The following is a 14,709-nucleotide window of genomic DNA, read 5'->3' on the forward strand; positions in this document are numbered from 1 at the left end:
TTGACGTCCATACCGTCCGGTCAGTACGTTCCCCGGAACTCGAGCCACCCCCCGTTCCGTCCCCCTCGCACCCCCGGAGCGTGCACCGCATGGACACGGCACCTTCCGCTCAGCCCGTCACCACCACCCCCGCCGTCGGCAACCGACGCCGGGTCGCCACCGCGGCGGCGCTCGCCTCGGCCGTCGAGTGGTACGACTACTTCGTCTTCGGCATCGCCGCCGCCCTCGTGCTCGGCGACCTCTACTTCCCCGCCGGAAGCGCCACGGCAGGCGTTCTCGCCTCGTTCGCGACCTTCGCCGTCGGCTTCCTCGCCCGGCCCATCGGCGGCATCGTCGCCGGTCACCTCGGCGACAAGCGCGGCCGCAAGCCGATGCTGGTCCTCGCCCTCACCCTGATGGGCGTGTCCACGACCGCGATCGGCCTGCTGCCGACGTACGACACGATCGGCGTGGCCGCCCCGATCCTGCTCGTCCTGCTCCGGGTCGCGCAGGGCGTCGCCGTCGGCGCCCAGTGGGGCGGCGCGATGCTCCTGGCCACCGAGTACGCCCCGGAGGGCAAGCGCGGTGTCTACGGCAGTGTCGTCCAGCTCGGCGTCCCCATCGGCGTGGTCACCGCCAACACCGTCTTCCTGCTGGCCGGAGCCCTCACCACCGACTCGGCGTTCGCCGCCTGGGGCTGGCGGGTGCCGTTCCTGGTAGGCCTGCTGGTGCTCGCCCTCGCCTGGTACATCCACAAGCGTGTCGAGGAGACCCCGGCGTTCCGCGAGGCCGAGCGGGCGCTCGCCGAGAAGGAGAAGACCGAGCAGAACTCGCCGCTGCGCACGATCCTGCGCGGCCACCTCGGCACCGTGTTCCTGGCCGGCGGCTCCTTCGCCGTGAACACCGCCACCTTCTACATCCTCATCACCGGCGTCCTCGACTACACGACCCGGGAACTGGACATGAAGAAGGGCCCGGTGCTCATGGTCTCGCTCTGTGTCAGCCTCACCCAGCTGGTGCTGATCCCGGCCGCCGCGGCCCTCTCCGACCGTCTGGGCCGCATCCGGATCTACGCCTTCGGGGCGGTCGGCATCGCCCTGTGGGCCGTGCCGCTCTTCCTGCTGATCGACACCGGCTCGCTGCTGTGGCTCGCCGTCGGCACGTTCGTCGCCAGCTGCTTCCTGAGCATCATGTACGGCCCACAGGCCGCCCTGTTCGCCGAGCTGTTCACGCCCGAGATGCGCTACACCGGCGCCTCCCTCGGCTACCAGATCGCGGCCGTGGCGGGCGGTGGGCTCGCGCCCTTCATGATGGTGCTGCTGCTGGAGGCGACCGGCACCTCGATGGCCGTGTCCGGCTACATCGTGGTGCTCTCGGTGATCGCCCTGGTGTCGATCAGGATCCTCGCGGCCCGGGCGCGCGGCGCAGAAGCGCAGAAGGCGCCGGAGACGCAGGCCGAGCCGGCGACCCAGGCCGTGCCGGAGACCCAGGCCGAGCCGGAGACCCAGGCCGAGTCAGCGGGCTGAGTCCCCGGCCTCCTCGGGCAGTGGCTCCGGAACCGCTCCCGGAGTCACCGCCCGGGCCGCCGCCCGTGACCGGGACCGGGACACCGCCACGCCCGCCAGGCACAGCACACCGCCCACCAGCGTGAGCAGCCCCGGCACCTCGCCGAGGAACAGCCAGGACATCAGCACGACCAGCGCGGGCGCCGCGTACGTCGTCGCGCCCATCCGGCTCGCGGTCGTCCGGGACAGGGCGTACGCCCAGGTCGTGAAGGCGAGGGCGGTCGGGAAGACGCCCAGATACACCATGTTCAGCGTCGCGGCGGCGGGCGCCGCGGCGGCCTCGTGCACGAGCTGCCCGGCGAACGGCAGGCACAGCACCGCGCCGACCAGGCACCCGAACGTCGTCACCTGCAACGGGCTCGCGGTGCCCAGCGCAGGCTTCTGCGCCACGACACCGGCGGCGTACGTGATCGCCGCCAGCAGGCACAGCACCACACCCAGCACCGAGGAACCGCCCTCGCCCGACATCGACAGACCCACCGTCACGGCACCGGCGAACGACACGGCCATCCCCGCCAGCAGCCGCGGCGGCATCGGGTCGCCGAGCAGCCGGGCACCGAGCAGCGCGATGAGGATCGGCCCGGTGTTCACGACCAGGGCGGCCGTTCCCGCGTCGACCTGCTGCTCGCCCCAGTTCAGGACGACCATGTAGCAGCCGAACCACAGCACGCCCGAGATCGCGATCCCGCGCCAGGCCGAGCGCGGCGGCAGCCCCTCCCGCCGCAGCAGACAGATCACCCCCAGCGTCAGCGCCCCGGCCAGCAGTCGTCCGAGCGCCAGCGCACCCGGTGCATACGCCTCACCCGCGCTGCGGATCGAGACGAAGGCGGAGGCCCACAGCACGACGGTCACCGCGGCCGCACCGGCGGCGAGCAGATCCGCGCGGCGGGCGGAAGGGGACGGGGAGGTGTTCGACATCATGCTCCAGAGGCTAGGAGGGGGAGGGGCCTGAAGGCTCGCGGATTTCGGACGGGACACCGCGCGAGGTAGAGACGCCGTGCGCGATCGGAGGGGGTGTCGTGCCGGGTCGGACGGGGCGCCGTGCGGTCGGAGGGGGTGTCGTGCCGGGGTCGGCCCGGGCGCCGTGCGCACCTACCGCAGCGCCGCCGCCTGTACGCCCAGCAGGTCGGAGAGGGCGCGCTCACCGGCCGCCGTCACCTTCACGGCCCGCTCGGAGCCGATGCGCACGCACCACCCCGTGTCCAGGGCATGCCGGCACAGCGCGGCGCCCGCCACGCCCGCGAGATGGGGGCGGCGCTCGGTCCAGTCCAGGCATCCCCGGGCCAACGGCCGCCGCCCCCGGCGTTCGAGGCCGATCCCGGCCGACGCGAACCACGCCAGCCCCGCGTCGGTGAGCGCGAACCCCGTTTCCTGCTCCAGCAGGCCGCGCGCCGTCAGCGCGTCGGTGACCGCGATGCCGAGCCGCCCGGCGAGATGGTCGTAGCAGGTGCGGCCCCGGGCCATCGCCGAGCCGGCGCTCGACTCCCGCAGGGTGCGCGGGCGTACGGTCGAGCCGGGCGCGACCTGCGCGGCCAGGTCCTCCAGCAGTTGCGCGACCCGCGCGTCGGCCAGCCGGACGTACCGGTGCCTGCCCTGCCGTTCCTCGGCGAGCAGTCCGCCCCCGACGAGCCGGCCCAGGTGCTCGCTCAGCGTCGACGCGGCGACTCCCGCGTGCCGCGCCAGCTCACTCGCGGTCCAGGCCCGTCCGTCGAGCAGCGCCAGCAGGCACGCGGCCCGGGTCTCGTCCGCGAACAGCGCGGCGAGCCGTGCCAGGGCCGTCGCCTGCGGATCCCTCGTCGTCATGCCGTCCAGCATGGAACACGGACGGTTCGGCCGGCGCCGAAGCGTCGCTACGCCGGGCGCCGCACCTGCTCGTACTGCCGCGCCAGCCCGTCCAGCAGGGCCGTCAGCCCGGTCTCGAAGGCCCTCTCGTCGATCTTCTCCTGTTGTTCGGCGAGGAGGTGCGCCTGCTGGAGGTGGGGGTAGTCGGCGGGGTCGTACGCGCTCGCGTCGTCCACGAAGCCCCCGGCGAAGGAGCCGAGCGCGGAGCCCATCACGAAGTACCGCATCAGCGCGCCGATCGACGTGGCCTGCGCCGGCGGCCAGCCCGCGGCGACCATCGCGCCGTAGACGGCGTCCGCGAGGCGCAGCCCGGCCGGGCGGCGGCCGGGGCCGCGGGCCAGCACCGGGACGATGTTGGGGTGGTCGCGCAGCGCGGCCCGGTAGGAGACGGCCCAGTCGTGCAGCGCGGTCCGCCAGTCCCGGCCGTCCTGGAACATCGACAGGTCCACCTGGCCGCTCACCGAGTCGGCGACCGCCTCCAGGATCTCGTCCTTGGTGCGGAAGTGGTTGTACAGCGAGGGCCCGCTGACCCCCAGTTCGGCGGCGAGCCGCCGCGTGGAGACGGCGGCCAGCCCCTCCGCGTCCACGAGCGCACGGGCCGTCTCGACGATCCGGTCGGTGCTGAGCAAGGGCTTGCGCGGTCGGGCCATGGCGCACATAGTAGGGCTGCACCAAGAAACTAGCAGTGCTAATTTAAATCTACACTTACGGCTTTCAGTGGGGTGACCTGTGGTGAATCTGGAGCTCAGCGAGGAGCAGAGCGCGGTCCGGCAGCTCGCGCGGGACTTCGTGGAGCGCGAGATCACCCCGCACGTCGTCGCCTGGGACCGCGCCGAGGCGGTCGACCGGGGCATCGTCGACAAGCTCGGGGAGGTCGGCTTCCTGGGTCTGACGATCGACGAGGAGTACGGCGGCTCCGGCGGCGACCATCTCGCGTACTGCCTGGTCACGGAGGAGCTGGGCCGGGGCGACTCGTCCGTGCGCGGCATCGTCTCCGTCTCCCTCGGACTCGTCGCCAAGACCGTCGCCGCCTTCGGGAGCGAGGAGCAGAAGCGGCTCTGGCTGCCCGGTCTGACCTCCGGCGCTGCGGTCGGCTGCTTCGGCCTCACCGAACCGGGCACCGGCTCGGACGCGGGCAGTCTGGTGACCCGGGCGGTGCGGGACGGCGACGACTACGTCCTCAACGGCACCAAGATGTTCATCACCAACGGCACCTGGGCCGACGTCGTCCTGCTCTTCGCCCGCTCCACGGACGCCCCCGGTCACAAGGGCGTCTCCGCCTTCCTCGTCCCCACCGACACACCCGGCCTGACCCGCCGCACCATCCACGGCAAGCTCGGGCTGCGCGGCCAGGCCACCGCCGAGCTCGTCCTGGACGACGTGCGCGTACCGGCCTCCGCCCTGCTCGGGGAGGAGGGCAAGGGCTTCTCGATCGCCATGTCGGCCCTCGCCAAGGGCCGGATGTCCGTCGCCGCGGGCTGCGTCGGCATAGCCCAGGCGGCCCTCGACGCGGCCGTGCGGTACGCGGGGGAGCGGGAGCAGTTCGGCAGGACCATCGCCCACCACCAGCTCGTCCAGGAGCTGCTCAGCGACATCGCCCTGGACGTCGACGCCGCCCGGCTGCTCACCTGGCGGGTCGCCGACCTGATCGACCGGGGGCGGCCGTTCGCCGTGGAGTCGTCCAAGGCCAAGCTGTTCGCCTCGGAGGCCGCCGTCCGCGCCGCGAACAACGCGCTCCAGGTCTTCGGCGGCTACGGCTACATCGACGAGTACCCGGTGGGCAAGCTGCTGCGGGACGCCCGGGTGATGACCCTCTACGAGGGCACCAGCCAGATCCAGAAGCTGGTCATCGGGCGGGCGCTGACAGGCGTCTCGGCGTTCTGAGTACGTGTCTGAGTACCTCGGCGGATGTGGCGCGGGCCACGTCCGCCGATGCTTTCCCCATGAGTGACACACCGGGCAAGCAGCAGAACACGGCCGCCTTCTACGGCCAGGCCGTCGCCTCCTTCGCCGTCGCCATGGCGGCCACGGCCATCGGCATCTACCAGTTGAGCGCCGACGCCTGGGTGCGGGCCTTCCTCGCCATCGCCGTCCTCTACCTGGTCACGTCCTCCTTCACCCTGGCCAAGGTGATCCGGGACCGGCAGGAGGGGGCGGCTCCCTCGTACACCCCCTTCGAAAAGCGCTGAGCGGCCACACTAAGCGCTCGCTCACCTTCGGCGGTATGGTGTTGCTCCTGCCAGTGGAGAGGGGCGAGCGATGAGTACGGCGGAGGAGACAGCCGGCGGCGAGGCGCAGGCGTGGGGCGAGGTCACGCCCGACGCGGCGCGGCGGCTGCTGGTCGCCGCGGTGGAGGCCTTCGCCGAGCGTGGCTACCACGCCACGACGACCCGCGACATCGCGGGCCGCGCCGGGATGAGCCCGGCCGCCCTCTACATCCACTACAAGACCAAGGAAGAACTGCTGCACCGCATCAGCAGGATCGGGCACGAGAAGGCCCTGGAGATCCTGCAGGTGGCGTCCCGGCGGGAGGGCACCCCCACCGAGCGGCTCGCCGGCGCGGTCAGTTCCTTCGTGCGCTGGCACGCGGGCGGCCGTACCACCGCCCGCGTCGTGCAGTACGAACTCGAATCGCTGGGTCCCGACGCCCGAGCCGAGATCCTCGCGCTGCGCCGCGAGGTCGACGGCGAGGTGCGCGGGATCATCGAGGAGGGCGTGCGGTCGGGCGAGTTCGACGTCGTCGACGTGCACGGCACGACGCTGGCCGTGCTGTCCCTCTGCATCGACGTGGCGCGGTGGTTCAACGTCGGCGGGCCCCGGACACCGGAGGAGGTCGGCGAGCTGTACGCCGACCTCGTGCTGCGGATGGTCGGAGCCCAGGGACCGACGGCCTGAGGGGCGCCTCGCCCCGGCTCAGAAGTAGTAGCGCGCCACCGACTCGGCGACGCAGACCGGCTTGTCGCCGCCCTCGCGCTCCACGCTGAAGGCGACGGCCACCTGGACGCCGCCGGGCACCTCGTCGACGCCGCTGATCGTCGCGGTGGCGCGCAGCCGGGAGCCCACGGGGACCGGGGCGGGGAAGCGCACCTTGTTCGTGCCGTAGTTGACGCCCATCTTCACGCCCTCGACGGCGATCAGCTGCGGCCCGAAGAGGGGCAGCAGGGACAGGGTCAGGTAGCCGTGCGCGATGGTGGTGCCGAACGGGCCCGCGGCGGCCTTCTCCGCGTCGACATGGATCCACTGGTGATCACCGGTGGCCTCCGCGAAGAGGTCGATCCGCTTCTGGTCGATGTCGAGCCAGTCGGTGTACCCCAGTTGTTCGCCCACCGCCGACTTCAGGTCGTCGACGGACGTGAAGATCCTCGGCTCTGCCATGTCTTCCAGGCCTCTCGTGTGCAGGGAGTCTGCGCGCTCACATGTCTAAGCGACTGCTTAGCATGGTCGGCCGCGGTGGCTGTGTCAACGGACTCGGTAGGGTCGCGGGGTGCACCGGATTCCAGAGAAGATCCACGAGCTCACGGTCGGCCAGCTCGCGGCGCGCAGCGGCGCCGCCGTCTCCGCCCTGCACTTCTACGAGTCCAAGGGTCTGATCAGCAGCCGTCGGACCTCGGGCAACCAGCGCCGCTACTCCCGTGACACGCTGCGCCGGGTCGCGTTCATCAGGGCCGCGCAGCGGGTCGGCATCCCCCTGGCGACGATTCGCGAGGCGCTCGCGGAACTCCCCGAGGAGCGCACGCCCACCCGGGAGGACTGGGCGCACCTCTCCGAAGTCTGGCGCACCGAACTGGAAGAACGCATCAAGCAGCTGAACCGCCTGAGGGATCACCTCGCCGACTGCATCGGCTGCGGCTGCCTCTCCCTGGACACCTGCGTTCTGTCCAACCCGGACGACGTCTTCGGCGAGCGGCTCACGGGGTCCCGCCTGATGGCCGACAAGGGCCGCCGCGGATAGCCGCCGCTCCGGCTCGCCCTGTGCCCGGTCAGGCCGAAGGCGGGTCCTGCGGCGTGCTCGGGCCCCCGCTTCGGTGCCCGGCCGGTAACCCTCCGTTCGGCCCCCGACCCGCCCCGTACTCCGTCAGCCCGGCCGCCACCAACTGCGCGTTGGATTGCGCCCGTCGGCCGTCCGGCAGGAGGAGGACGTCCTCCAGCCCGATCCGTGTGGCCAGCCCCAGCCGGCCCGCGAGGCGCAGCACCGGCCAGGCGCCGCCGTCCTCGCCGTGCAGCAGCACGAGACGGCCGTGCGCGGGCCCCAGGTCGGACAGCAGTCTCCGTGCCGAGGCGGCCGCGCTCACCGGGTCCGGGTTCGTCACCTCGGCCAGGACCCGCAGCACCCTCGGCCCCAGCGCCGACGCCGCGAACCGCTCCGCCCCGTCCGTGCCGGACCAGATGCCGGCCTCCACGCCCACCCCGAGCTCCATGAGCAGCGCGGCCGTCTCCTCCGCCCCCGGCTCGTGCCAGTTGACCGAGGCGTGGTCGGGCAGCACGGTCCAGCCGCGTATCCGCTCCAGCCGGGCGGCCGGGTCGGGTTCAGCCCACGCGCCCGTGGTCACACCCACCGGCACCGCCACTCGCGCCCGGATCGCCGACAGCGTCGTCGCGAGCACTCGCGGCGAGAACGTGTCCCGTCCGCAGGGCGTCTTGGGATGGACATGGAGGTCCGTCGCCCCGGCGGCCACGGCCCCGGCGGCCGAGTCGGCCAGCGACTCGGGTGTCAGCGGCACGGCCACGCCGTCAGCGGCCGTCCGCGATCCGTTCAGGCACCCCTGCATCATGCCGTCGATGGTGCCAGTCACCGTCGACAGTGGGGGTGCGGCATCCCCGGCGCACCCCCCGCGCACCCGCATCCGTCAAGCCGACACCAACAACCTGGTCCGCCTGGCGTAGGCCAGGGCCTCGCGCGTGAGCACGGGACGCGGCACCAGGATTCCGCAGTCCGCGCAGACCGGACCGGACGAGGGTTCGTGGTCCAGGTCGTACCTCCAGTAGAGCTGCTCACCGCCGCACACCGGGCACGCCGAGCCCGGCTCGCGCTCCAGCGCGGCGATCAGCCGGCGCAGCACCTCGGCCAGCGGTTCACGGGGATGGACCGCCGGGTCGTCGCACCAGGCCACGCCGAAACCGCCCCAGGTCAGCCGGTGCCAGTCGTCCACACTGCCCGGCCTGCGCAGTCCGTCGTGCTTCTCCTTCTTGCGGCGCTCGGCGAACTCGACCTCGTAGGCCAGCCAGACCGCCCGCGCCTCCTCCAGCTCGTCCAGTGCGGCCATGAGCCGCACCGGATCGGGGGAGCGGTCCTCCGGGCCGAACCCCGCCCGGGAGCAGAGATGGTCCCAGGTCGCTCTGTGCCCGTAAGGGGCGAACCTCTCAAGGCACTTACGCAGCGAATAGCGCCGCAGGGCCAGATCGCACCGCGGATCGCGGACCTGTCTCGCCAGACTCCGGAAACCGGCCATCGTCCTGCACCTCCGTCACACCTGCACCTGTAATCCGGTCACTTCGGCGTCGTCGTACGGACGTCGCCGAATAGACGTATCGACAAGCGAATCGGCTCCATCCGATTTCAAATGGCCTCCATAAGCGGCCCGAAGAGGCTCGCCGGTCGACTGCCGTGATCCGTGTGTCTGTTGTGCCGACTTCAAAAAGTGACGCCTGTTCATCTTCAAGCCGGGGGATACCGGCGGTAACATCCCGCCCACCCCCGTCGGGAGGAGCCCCCCATGCCACGGCGTGCCCCACGCACCGTTCTCGACAGAATGAGAACTCCCAGCGGAATCCCCGGGTTCCTGAAGACAGCATCCGTATGCACCCTGATCGCAGGTCTCTTGTCGCCGCTTGCCCCGGCTGCCGCATCGGAAACAGCGACCGCGCAGGCCACCGCCGCGGCGAACGATCACTGCGGCAACCAGTGTTCGGACATCCTCCCGCCCGGCCAGAACGGCAACGCCACCCTCGCTCAGATCCTCCTCAACCAGGCATTCGGCACCCAGCCCGAGCACGCCGAGGACCAGCTCGGCCCCTACGCCAACCTCGCCAAGGGCTACCCCGCCCTCACCAACGACAAGATCAACACCTTCTTCAACGACGCCTCCTTCGGGGTCCCCGCCGACCAGGTCGCCTCCAGCGTCAAACCCGCCGGACGCAGTGACGTGACGATCGTCCGGGACAAGAAGACCGGTGTGCCGCACATCACCGGGACCACCCGATACGGCACGGAGTTCGGCGCCGGATATGCGGCAGCGCAGGACCGGCTGTGGCTGATGGACGTCTTCCGGCACGTCGGTCGCGGTCAGCTGACCTCCTTCGCGGGCGGTGCGCCCTCCAACCAGGGCCTCGAGCAGCAGTTCTGGCGGCACGCCCCCTACAGCGAGGCCGATCTGCAGGCGCAGATCGACAACGCCGTCGCCACCAACGGCGAGCGCGGACAGCAGGCCCTCGCCGACGTCAAGGCCTACCTCGACGGCATCAACTCCTACATCGACGCCTCCGACAAGGGCCGCACCTTCCCCGGTGAATACGTACTCACCGGGCACAAGGACTCAGTCACCAACGCCGGCACGATCGAACACTTCAAGATCACCGACATGGTCGCGCTGGCCTCCGTCATCGGCGCGCTGTTCGGCTCGGGCGGAGGCGGTGAGGTGAACAACGCCCTCTCGCTCATGGCCGCCCAGGAGAAGTACGGCGTCACCGAGGGCACCAGGGTCTGGGAGTCCTTCCGGATGCGCAACGACCCGGAGGCCGTCCTCACCCAGCACGACGGCAGCTTCCCCTACGGCGCCAAGCCGGCCGACCCGCAGGGCACGGCCCTGCCCGACGCCGGTTCGGTGCAGCCGGAGCCGCTCGTGTACGACCGCACCGGCACCGCCACCACGGCCAGTGCGACCGGCGCGTCCGGTCGAGCCGCGAAAACCGCCACGTCGTCCGCCAGGCGCGGCATGTCCAACGCCCTCGTGGTCAGCGGCAAGCACACGGCCAGTGGCCACCCCGTCGCCGTGTTCGGCCCGCAGACCGGCTACTTCGCCCCCCAGTTGCTGCTGCTCCAGGAGATCCAGGGCCCGGGCATCAGCGCCCGCGGCGCCTCCTTCGCCGGCCTGAGCATGTACGTCGAACTCGGCCGCGGCCAGGACTACGCCTGGAGCGCCACGACCTCCGGCCAGGACATCATCGACACCTACGCGGTCGAGCTGTGCCAGGACGACTACCACTACCTGTACCGCGGCACCTGCACCCCCATGGAGAAGATCGAGCAGAAGAACGCCTGGAAGCCCACGACCGCCGACGGCACCGCGGCCGGCTCGTACACCATGCGGGTCTGGCGCACGAAGTACGGACCCGTCGAGTACCGCGCCACGGTCGGCGGCAAGAAGGTCGCCTACACCACCCTGCGCTCGTCCTTCCTGCACGAGGCCGACTCCATCATCGGCTTCCAGATGCTGAACGACCCGGACTACGTCAAGGGCCCGGACTCCTTCCAGAAGGCCGTCCAGCACATCAACTACACCTTCAACTGGTTCTACGCCGACTCCGAGCACACCGCGTACTACAACAGCGGCGACAACCCGGTGCGCGCGACCGGCGTCGACTCCGAGTTCCCGGCATGGGCCCGGCCGGCCTACGAGTGGCGCGGCTGGGACCCGGCGACCAACACGGCCGACTACACCCCGCCCTCCGCCCACCCGAACTCCATCGACCAGGACTACTACGTCTCCTGGAACAACAAGCAGGCCAGGGACTACACGACCGCGCCCTGGGGCAACGGCTCGGTGCACCGCGGCAACCTCCTGGAGGACCGGGTGAGGAAGCTGGTCCAGCAGGGCGGGGTGACCCGCGCCGCCCTGGTGAAGGCCATGGCCGACGCCGGGCTTGCGGACCTCCGGGCCGAGGACGTCCTGCCCGATCTCCTGAAGGCCGTCACCAGCACACCCGTCACCGACCCGGCCGCCGCGGCCGCCGTGAGCAAGCTCCAGGCCTGGGTCGCCGCGGGCGGCAAGCGCACGGAGACCGCGGCAGGGTCGAAGAAGTACGCCGACGCCGACGCGATCCGCATCCTGGACGCCTGGTGGCCGCTGCTGGTCAAGGCCGAGTTCGAACCGGGCCTCGGCAGCGAGCTGTACGAAGCGGTCACGGCCAACCTCCCCGTCGACGAGTCCCCGTCGGCGGCGCACGGCCCGACCGGCTCGCACGCCGGGAGCTCCTTCCAGTACGGCTGGTGGAGCTATGTCGACAAGGACGTCCGCGCGGTGCTCGGCGAGCAGGTGAAGGGGCCGCTCGCGAGGAAGTACTGCGGCGACGGCAGCCTCGGCGCCTGCCGCGACGCCCTCGTCAGCACCCTGAAGGAGGCGGCCGGCAGGACCGCGGCCCAGGTCTACCCCGGCGACGACGTGTGCTCGGCCGGCGACCAGTGGTGCGCCGACTCGATCAACCACCGCACCCTCGGCGGCATCAAGCACGGCAAGATCAGCTGGCAGAACCGGCCGACCTACCAGCAGGTCGTGGAGTTCACCTCACACCGGTGAGGCACCGTCCTGGCGGTGGGTCAGCGAACGCGGCCCGCCGCCAGGACCAGCCGGGCCAGCTCCGCGTGCAGGATGTCGCTGTGCGCACCGGCCGGCGGCCCGCCCCGTCTGACCACGGCCGCCGCGTCGACGTTCACGCACCCCGAGGCAGGCAGTCGCGCACGCAGGGCTTCGGCGAGGGTGTACGCGCGCGTGCCCGGCACCGCCTGCACCCCGTCGTGCCCCATCGCGCCCCACGTGGCGCCCAGAGCCCGCCCCAGGGCCGACTGGGCGGCCGACCGGCTGTCGCCCGCCATCCGCGAGGCCAGCGGGTACATCGTGCCCAGGGCCGCGTCATGCCGGGAGTGGCAGCACACCAAGGGCCCGTCGACACGGTTCTGCTGCCCCTGGAGCACCCCTCCGGCCCGGGCGTCGTGCGGCAGCCGGGCCGCGAACGCGTAGTGCGAGAACGCCCCTTGGAGCAGCGTCACCGACTTCACCGTGCGCACGCCCTCGGGAAGGCCCCGCAGCGCGAACGACACCAGCCGTGCGCCGAAGCTGTGCCCGACCAGGTGCACCCGCACTCCCGGGGCCGCCTCCGCGAGCTGCCCGACGACCCGGCCGAGCCCCCGCTCACCGACGGTCCCCGCGCGCCGCTTCATCGCGTAGTACGTCGCCTGCCGCAGCAGTTCGTGCGCGCCGTCCCAGGGGTTGGGGAAGCTGAACCCCTGCGGTGACCCGGACGCCTCGAACTCCGTCAGCGCCCGGGCGAACTCCTCGCAGGCCGCCGCCGACGATCCGGCGAACATCCCCGGTTCGCTCTGCGGCACGCCCTCCGCCACCGTGTCCGCCGCGAACAACGCCTGCGGCCCCGGCGCCACCACCTCCACCAGCGTCCGCACCAGCCGCCCGAACTCCTCCAGTTCGGCCTCCTGTGGCGGCTGCTGCTCCAGCAGCCGGGCGATCTGGTCGACCAGGATCGCCCGGCCCGGGAAGGTCTCCAGCAGCGCGTGCCGGGTGTCCTTGTCCAGCACCGGGCGCCCCGGCGGATCGGCCGACACGGCCCGCGGGAAGTCAGGGATCGGCTCGTCGGCGAACCGCATCGCCGGCCACAGCACCCCGGCGTACCCGATCCGCGCCGCCGGGGCCAGCCGTGGCACGGGCGCGAAGAAGCGGTCGTAGAGGCGCGTCGCCCCGGAGCGGTCGTTGTTCCAGCCGTGCGCGAAGACGATCAGATCGCGCACGCCCCGCTCGGTCACTCCGGCGAGGAGCCGGTCGCGCCGACGGCCGTCCGGGTCCCCGTCCGCGTCGAAGGCCAGCTCCCAGTAGGGAGTCACACTCATCGCCGGATCCGCCATGACAGGCCCCCTGACCCCCGGGTGACGCCACGATGTGGGCGCATCGTCCTGCCAACGGGGGAGCTTGGCCATACGTCACGGGCACATTGGTCCTGGCAGAACCGGCCGGTGTTCGTCGCTCGCGGAAGCGGCCGGCGGTGTTCGTCGCTCGCGGGCCCGGGTCAGCGGTAGAGGAGGTAGGCGCGCCTCGTCCTGCGGAACGCCGCCAGGTCCTCCTGCCACCCGGCCACCACCTCCTCGGTGCCGGCACCCGCGTCGATCATCGTCCGCACACGCGCGGAGCCGGTGAGTTTGTCGATCCAGTTGTCCGGGCGCCAGGCGAAACCGCTCCAGACCTGCTTGGCGGTGACGAGCAGGGCGATCCCCGTGCGGACCGGATCGAAGGCGGCCCGGTCGTGCACATGGACCTGCACACCGCCGATCGTCTTCCCCTGGAACTTCGAGAAGGTGGGCGCGAAGTACGCCTCCCTGAACCGCACGCCGGGCAGGGCGAGTTCGTTCGCCGCTGCCGCCCAGCGCCGGTCGACGCCCTCCGCGCCCAGCAGCTCGAACGGCCGGGTCGTGCCACGCCCCTCGGACAGGTTCGTGCCCTCGAACAGGCACGTTCCCGAGTACACCAGGGCCGTCTCCGGCGTCGGCATGTTCGGGCTGGGCGGCACCCAGGGCAGCCCGGAGGCATCGTAGAACTGCGAGCGCCGCCAGCCCGACATCGTCACCGTCCGAAGCGGCACGGGGTCGGTCAGGAACTCCCCGTTGAACAGCCGCGCCAGTTCGGCGACGGTCATCCCGTGGGCCTGGGCGATGGGCTGCCGCCCGACGAACGTGGCGAACTCCCTGTGCAGGACCGGGCCGAGGGCCGCCCGGCCGGTCACCGGGTTCGGCCGGTCCAGCACGACGAACCGCTTGCCGGCGATCCGGGCGGCCTCCATGCAGTCGTAGAGCGTCCAGATGTACGTGTAGAAGCGGGCGCCGACGTCCTGGATGTCGAAGACGACCGTGTCGACGCCGGACGCGGTGAAGACGTCGGCGAGGGGCCGGCCGCTCTTGAGGTAGGTGTCGTAGACGGGCAGGCCGGTCGCGGGGTCGTCGTAGCGGCCCTCGGAGCCGCCGGCCTGGGCGGTGCCGCGAAAGCCGTGCTCCGGGCCGAAGACGGCGGTCAGCTCGACGCGGTCGTCGGCGTGCATGACGTCGACGATGTGCCGGGCGTCGCGGGTGATGCCGGTGGGGTTGGTGACGATGCCGGCCTTCTGGCCGTCGAGCAGGGCGTAGCCGTCGCGGGCGAGGCGTTCGAAGCCGGTGCGCAGGTGCCCGCGGTGCTGGGCGGCGGATGCGGTGGAGGTCGCCGCCACGGCTGCCGCCGTGGCGGTGGTGATGACGGCTCGTCTGGAAGGGCGCATGCGGTGACCTCCTGGAGCGGGGACGGTCGGCATGGGCACGGTATGCGCTCCCGTGGGCCGTGGGGAGGCTGCGGGC

At 71.8% G+C, this 14,709-nt stretch carries 14 protein-coding genes; 6 read left to right on the top strand and 8 right to left on the bottom strand.

What is annotated here, in order from left to right; all coding sequences use genetic code 11:
• Positions 1-89 precede the first annotated feature (89 nt).
• A complete protein-coding gene (locus FDO69_RS05365; RefSeq protein WP_104778595.1) occupies positions 90-1,505 on the top strand; it encodes an MFS transporter in 1,416 nt (471 codons plus the stop codon).
• Here the strand turns inward: FDO69_RS05365 and FDO69_RS05370 are convergent.
• The 3 genes from FDO69_RS05370 to FDO69_RS05380 all read right to left on the bottom strand — a co-directional run bounded on the left by FDO69_RS05370 (position 1,494) and on the right by FDO69_RS05380 (position 4,036).
• Positions 1,494-2,462, bottom strand: coding sequence for a DMT family transporter (locus tag FDO69_RS05370; RefSeq protein ID WP_167526535.1), 969 nt, complete (start codon positions 2,460-2,462; stop codon positions 1,494-1,496). The genes FDO69_RS05365 and FDO69_RS05370 overlap by 12 nt on opposite strands.
• 174 nt (positions 2,463-2,636) lie before the next feature.
• The gene (locus FDO69_RS05375; protein WP_170320845.1) at positions 2,637-3,359 is read right to left on the bottom strand and encodes an ArsR/SmtB family transcription factor; all 723 of its coding nucleotides are present in this window, start codon (positions 3,357-3,359) and stop codon (positions 2,637-2,639) included.
• A gap of 35 nt (positions 3,360-3,394) precedes the next feature.
• Entirely contained in the window at positions 3,395-4,036 is a 642-nt protein-coding gene (locus tag FDO69_RS05380; RefSeq protein ID WP_104778597.1) for a TetR/AcrR family transcriptional regulator, read from the bottom strand.
• Between the two features lie 82 nt (positions 4,037-4,118).
• Between FDO69_RS05380 and FDO69_RS05385 the strand changes: the two genes are divergently transcribed.
• The 3 genes from FDO69_RS05385 to FDO69_RS05395 all read left to right on the top strand — a co-directional run bounded on the left by FDO69_RS05385 (position 4,119) and on the right by FDO69_RS05395 (position 6,281).
• Positions 4,119-5,270 (top strand): acyl-CoA dehydrogenase family protein, encoded by a 1,152-nt coding sequence (locus FDO69_RS05385; protein WP_104778892.1) that lies wholly within the window; start codon positions 4,119-4,121, stop codon positions 5,268-5,270.
• Positions 5,271-5,329: 59 nt separating this feature from the next.
• Positions 5,330-5,575, top strand: a complete 246-nt coding sequence (locus tag FDO69_RS05390; protein ID WP_104778598.1) for a YiaA/YiaB family inner membrane protein — start codon at positions 5,330-5,332, stop codon at positions 5,573-5,575.
• Between the two features lie 70 nt (positions 5,576-5,645).
• Positions 5,646-6,281, top strand: coding sequence for a TetR/AcrR family transcriptional regulator (locus FDO69_RS05395; protein ID WP_104778599.1), 636 nt, complete (start codon positions 5,646-5,648; stop codon positions 6,279-6,281).
• 18 nt (positions 6,282-6,299) lie between these two features.
• Here the strand turns inward: FDO69_RS05395 and FDO69_RS05400 are convergent, their stop codons facing one another.
• Positions 6,300-6,761: a MaoC family dehydratase gene (locus FDO69_RS05400; RefSeq protein WP_104778600.1), complete on the bottom strand. Its 462-nt coding sequence runs from the start codon at positions 6,759-6,761 to the stop codon at positions 6,300-6,302.
• Between the two features lie 109 nt (positions 6,762-6,870).
• Here FDO69_RS05400 and soxR point away from each other — a divergent pair, with 109 nt between their 5' ends.
• Positions 6,871-7,338: a redox-sensitive transcriptional activator SoxR gene (gene soxR, locus FDO69_RS05405; protein WP_104778601.1), complete on the top strand. Its 468-nt coding sequence runs from the start codon at positions 6,871-6,873 to the stop codon at positions 7,336-7,338.
• Between the two features lie 28 nt (positions 7,339-7,366).
• Here the strand turns inward: soxR and FDO69_RS05410 are convergent, their stop codons facing one another.
• Together FDO69_RS05410 and FDO69_RS05415 are read right to left on the bottom strand one after the other, a co-directional pair.
• Complete coding sequence (locus FDO69_RS05410) at positions 7,367-8,158, bottom strand: 3-keto-5-aminohexanoate cleavage protein (RefSeq protein ID WP_167526536.1); 792 nt, start codon at positions 8,156-8,158, stop codon at positions 7,367-7,369.
• A gap of 75 nt (positions 8,159-8,233) precedes the next feature.
• Positions 8,234-8,836, bottom strand: a complete 603-nt coding sequence (locus FDO69_RS05415) for a hypothetical protein (protein WP_104778602.1) — start codon at positions 8,834-8,836, stop codon at positions 8,234-8,236.
• Between the two features lie 264 nt (positions 8,837-9,100).
• Between FDO69_RS05415 and FDO69_RS05420 the strand changes: the two genes are divergently transcribed.
• Positions 9,101-11,899 (top strand): penicillin acylase family protein, encoded by a 2,799-nt coding sequence (locus FDO69_RS05420; RefSeq protein ID WP_104778603.1) that lies wholly within the window; start codon positions 9,101-9,103, stop codon positions 11,897-11,899.
• Between the two features lie 20 nt (positions 11,900-11,919).
• Here the strand turns inward: FDO69_RS05420 and FDO69_RS05425 are convergent, their stop codons facing one another.
• Positions 11,920-13,236, bottom strand: coding sequence for a serine-threonine protein kinase (locus FDO69_RS05425; RefSeq protein ID WP_104778604.1), 1,317 nt, complete (start codon positions 13,234-13,236; stop codon positions 11,920-11,922).
• Positions 13,237-13,397: 161 nt separating this feature from the next.
• Positions 13,398-14,633, bottom strand: coding sequence for an exo-beta-N-acetylmuramidase NamZ family protein (locus FDO69_RS05430; RefSeq protein WP_104778605.1), 1,236 nt, complete (start codon positions 14,631-14,633; stop codon positions 13,398-13,400).
• Positions 14,634-14,709 lie beyond the last annotated feature (76 nt).

This window comes from Streptomyces tibetensis, assembly GCF_007655005.1.
In the GTDB taxonomy this organism is placed as follows: Bacteria; Actinomycetota; Actinomycetes; order Streptomycetales; family Streptomycetaceae; genus Streptomyces; species Streptomyces tibetensis.

Excerpts from the sequence above, each read along its gene's own strand:
- FDO69_RS05365 (WP_104778595.1), top strand. The coding sequence starts at position 90 with ATGGACACGGCACCTTCCGCTCAGCCCGTCACCACCACCCCCGCCGTC.
- FDO69_RS05370 (WP_167526535.1), bottom strand. The coding sequence starts at position 2,462 with ATGTCGAACACCTCCCCGTCCCCTTCCGCCCGCCGCGCGGATCTGCTC.
- FDO69_RS05375 (WP_170320845.1), bottom strand. The coding sequence starts at position 3,359 with ATGCTGGACGGCATGACGACGAGGGATCCGCAGGCGACGGCCCTGGCA.
- FDO69_RS05380 (WP_104778597.1), bottom strand. The coding sequence starts at position 4,036 with ATGGCCCGACCGCGCAAGCCCTTGCTCAGCACCGACCGGATCGTCGAG.
- FDO69_RS05390 (WP_104778598.1), top strand. The coding sequence starts at position 5,330 with ATGAGTGACACACCGGGCAAGCAGCAGAACACGGCCGCCTTCTACGGC.
- FDO69_RS05395 (WP_104778599.1), top strand. The coding sequence starts at position 5,646 with ATGAGTACGGCGGAGGAGACAGCCGGCGGCGAGGCGCAGGCGTGGGGC.
- FDO69_RS05400 (WP_104778600.1), bottom strand. The coding sequence starts at position 6,761 with ATGGCAGAGCCGAGGATCTTCACGTCCGTCGACGACCTGAAGTCGGCG.
- FDO69_RS05410 (WP_167526536.1), bottom strand. The coding sequence starts at position 8,158 with ATGATGCAGGGGTGCCTGAACGGATCGCGGACGGCCGCTGACGGCGTG.
- FDO69_RS05415 (WP_104778602.1), bottom strand. The coding sequence starts at position 8,836 with ATGGCCGGTTTCCGGAGTCTGGCGAGACAGGTCCGCGATCCGCGGTGC.
- FDO69_RS05420 (WP_104778603.1), top strand. The coding sequence starts at position 9,101 with ATGCCACGGCGTGCCCCACGCACCGTTCTCGACAGAATGAGAACTCCC.
- FDO69_RS05425 (WP_104778604.1), bottom strand. The coding sequence starts at position 13,236 with ATGGCGGATCCGGCGATGAGTGTGACTCCCTACTGGGAGCTGGCCTTC.
- FDO69_RS05430 (WP_104778605.1), bottom strand. The coding sequence starts at position 14,633 with ATGCGCCCTTCCAGACGAGCCGTCATCACCACCGCCACGGCGGCAGCC.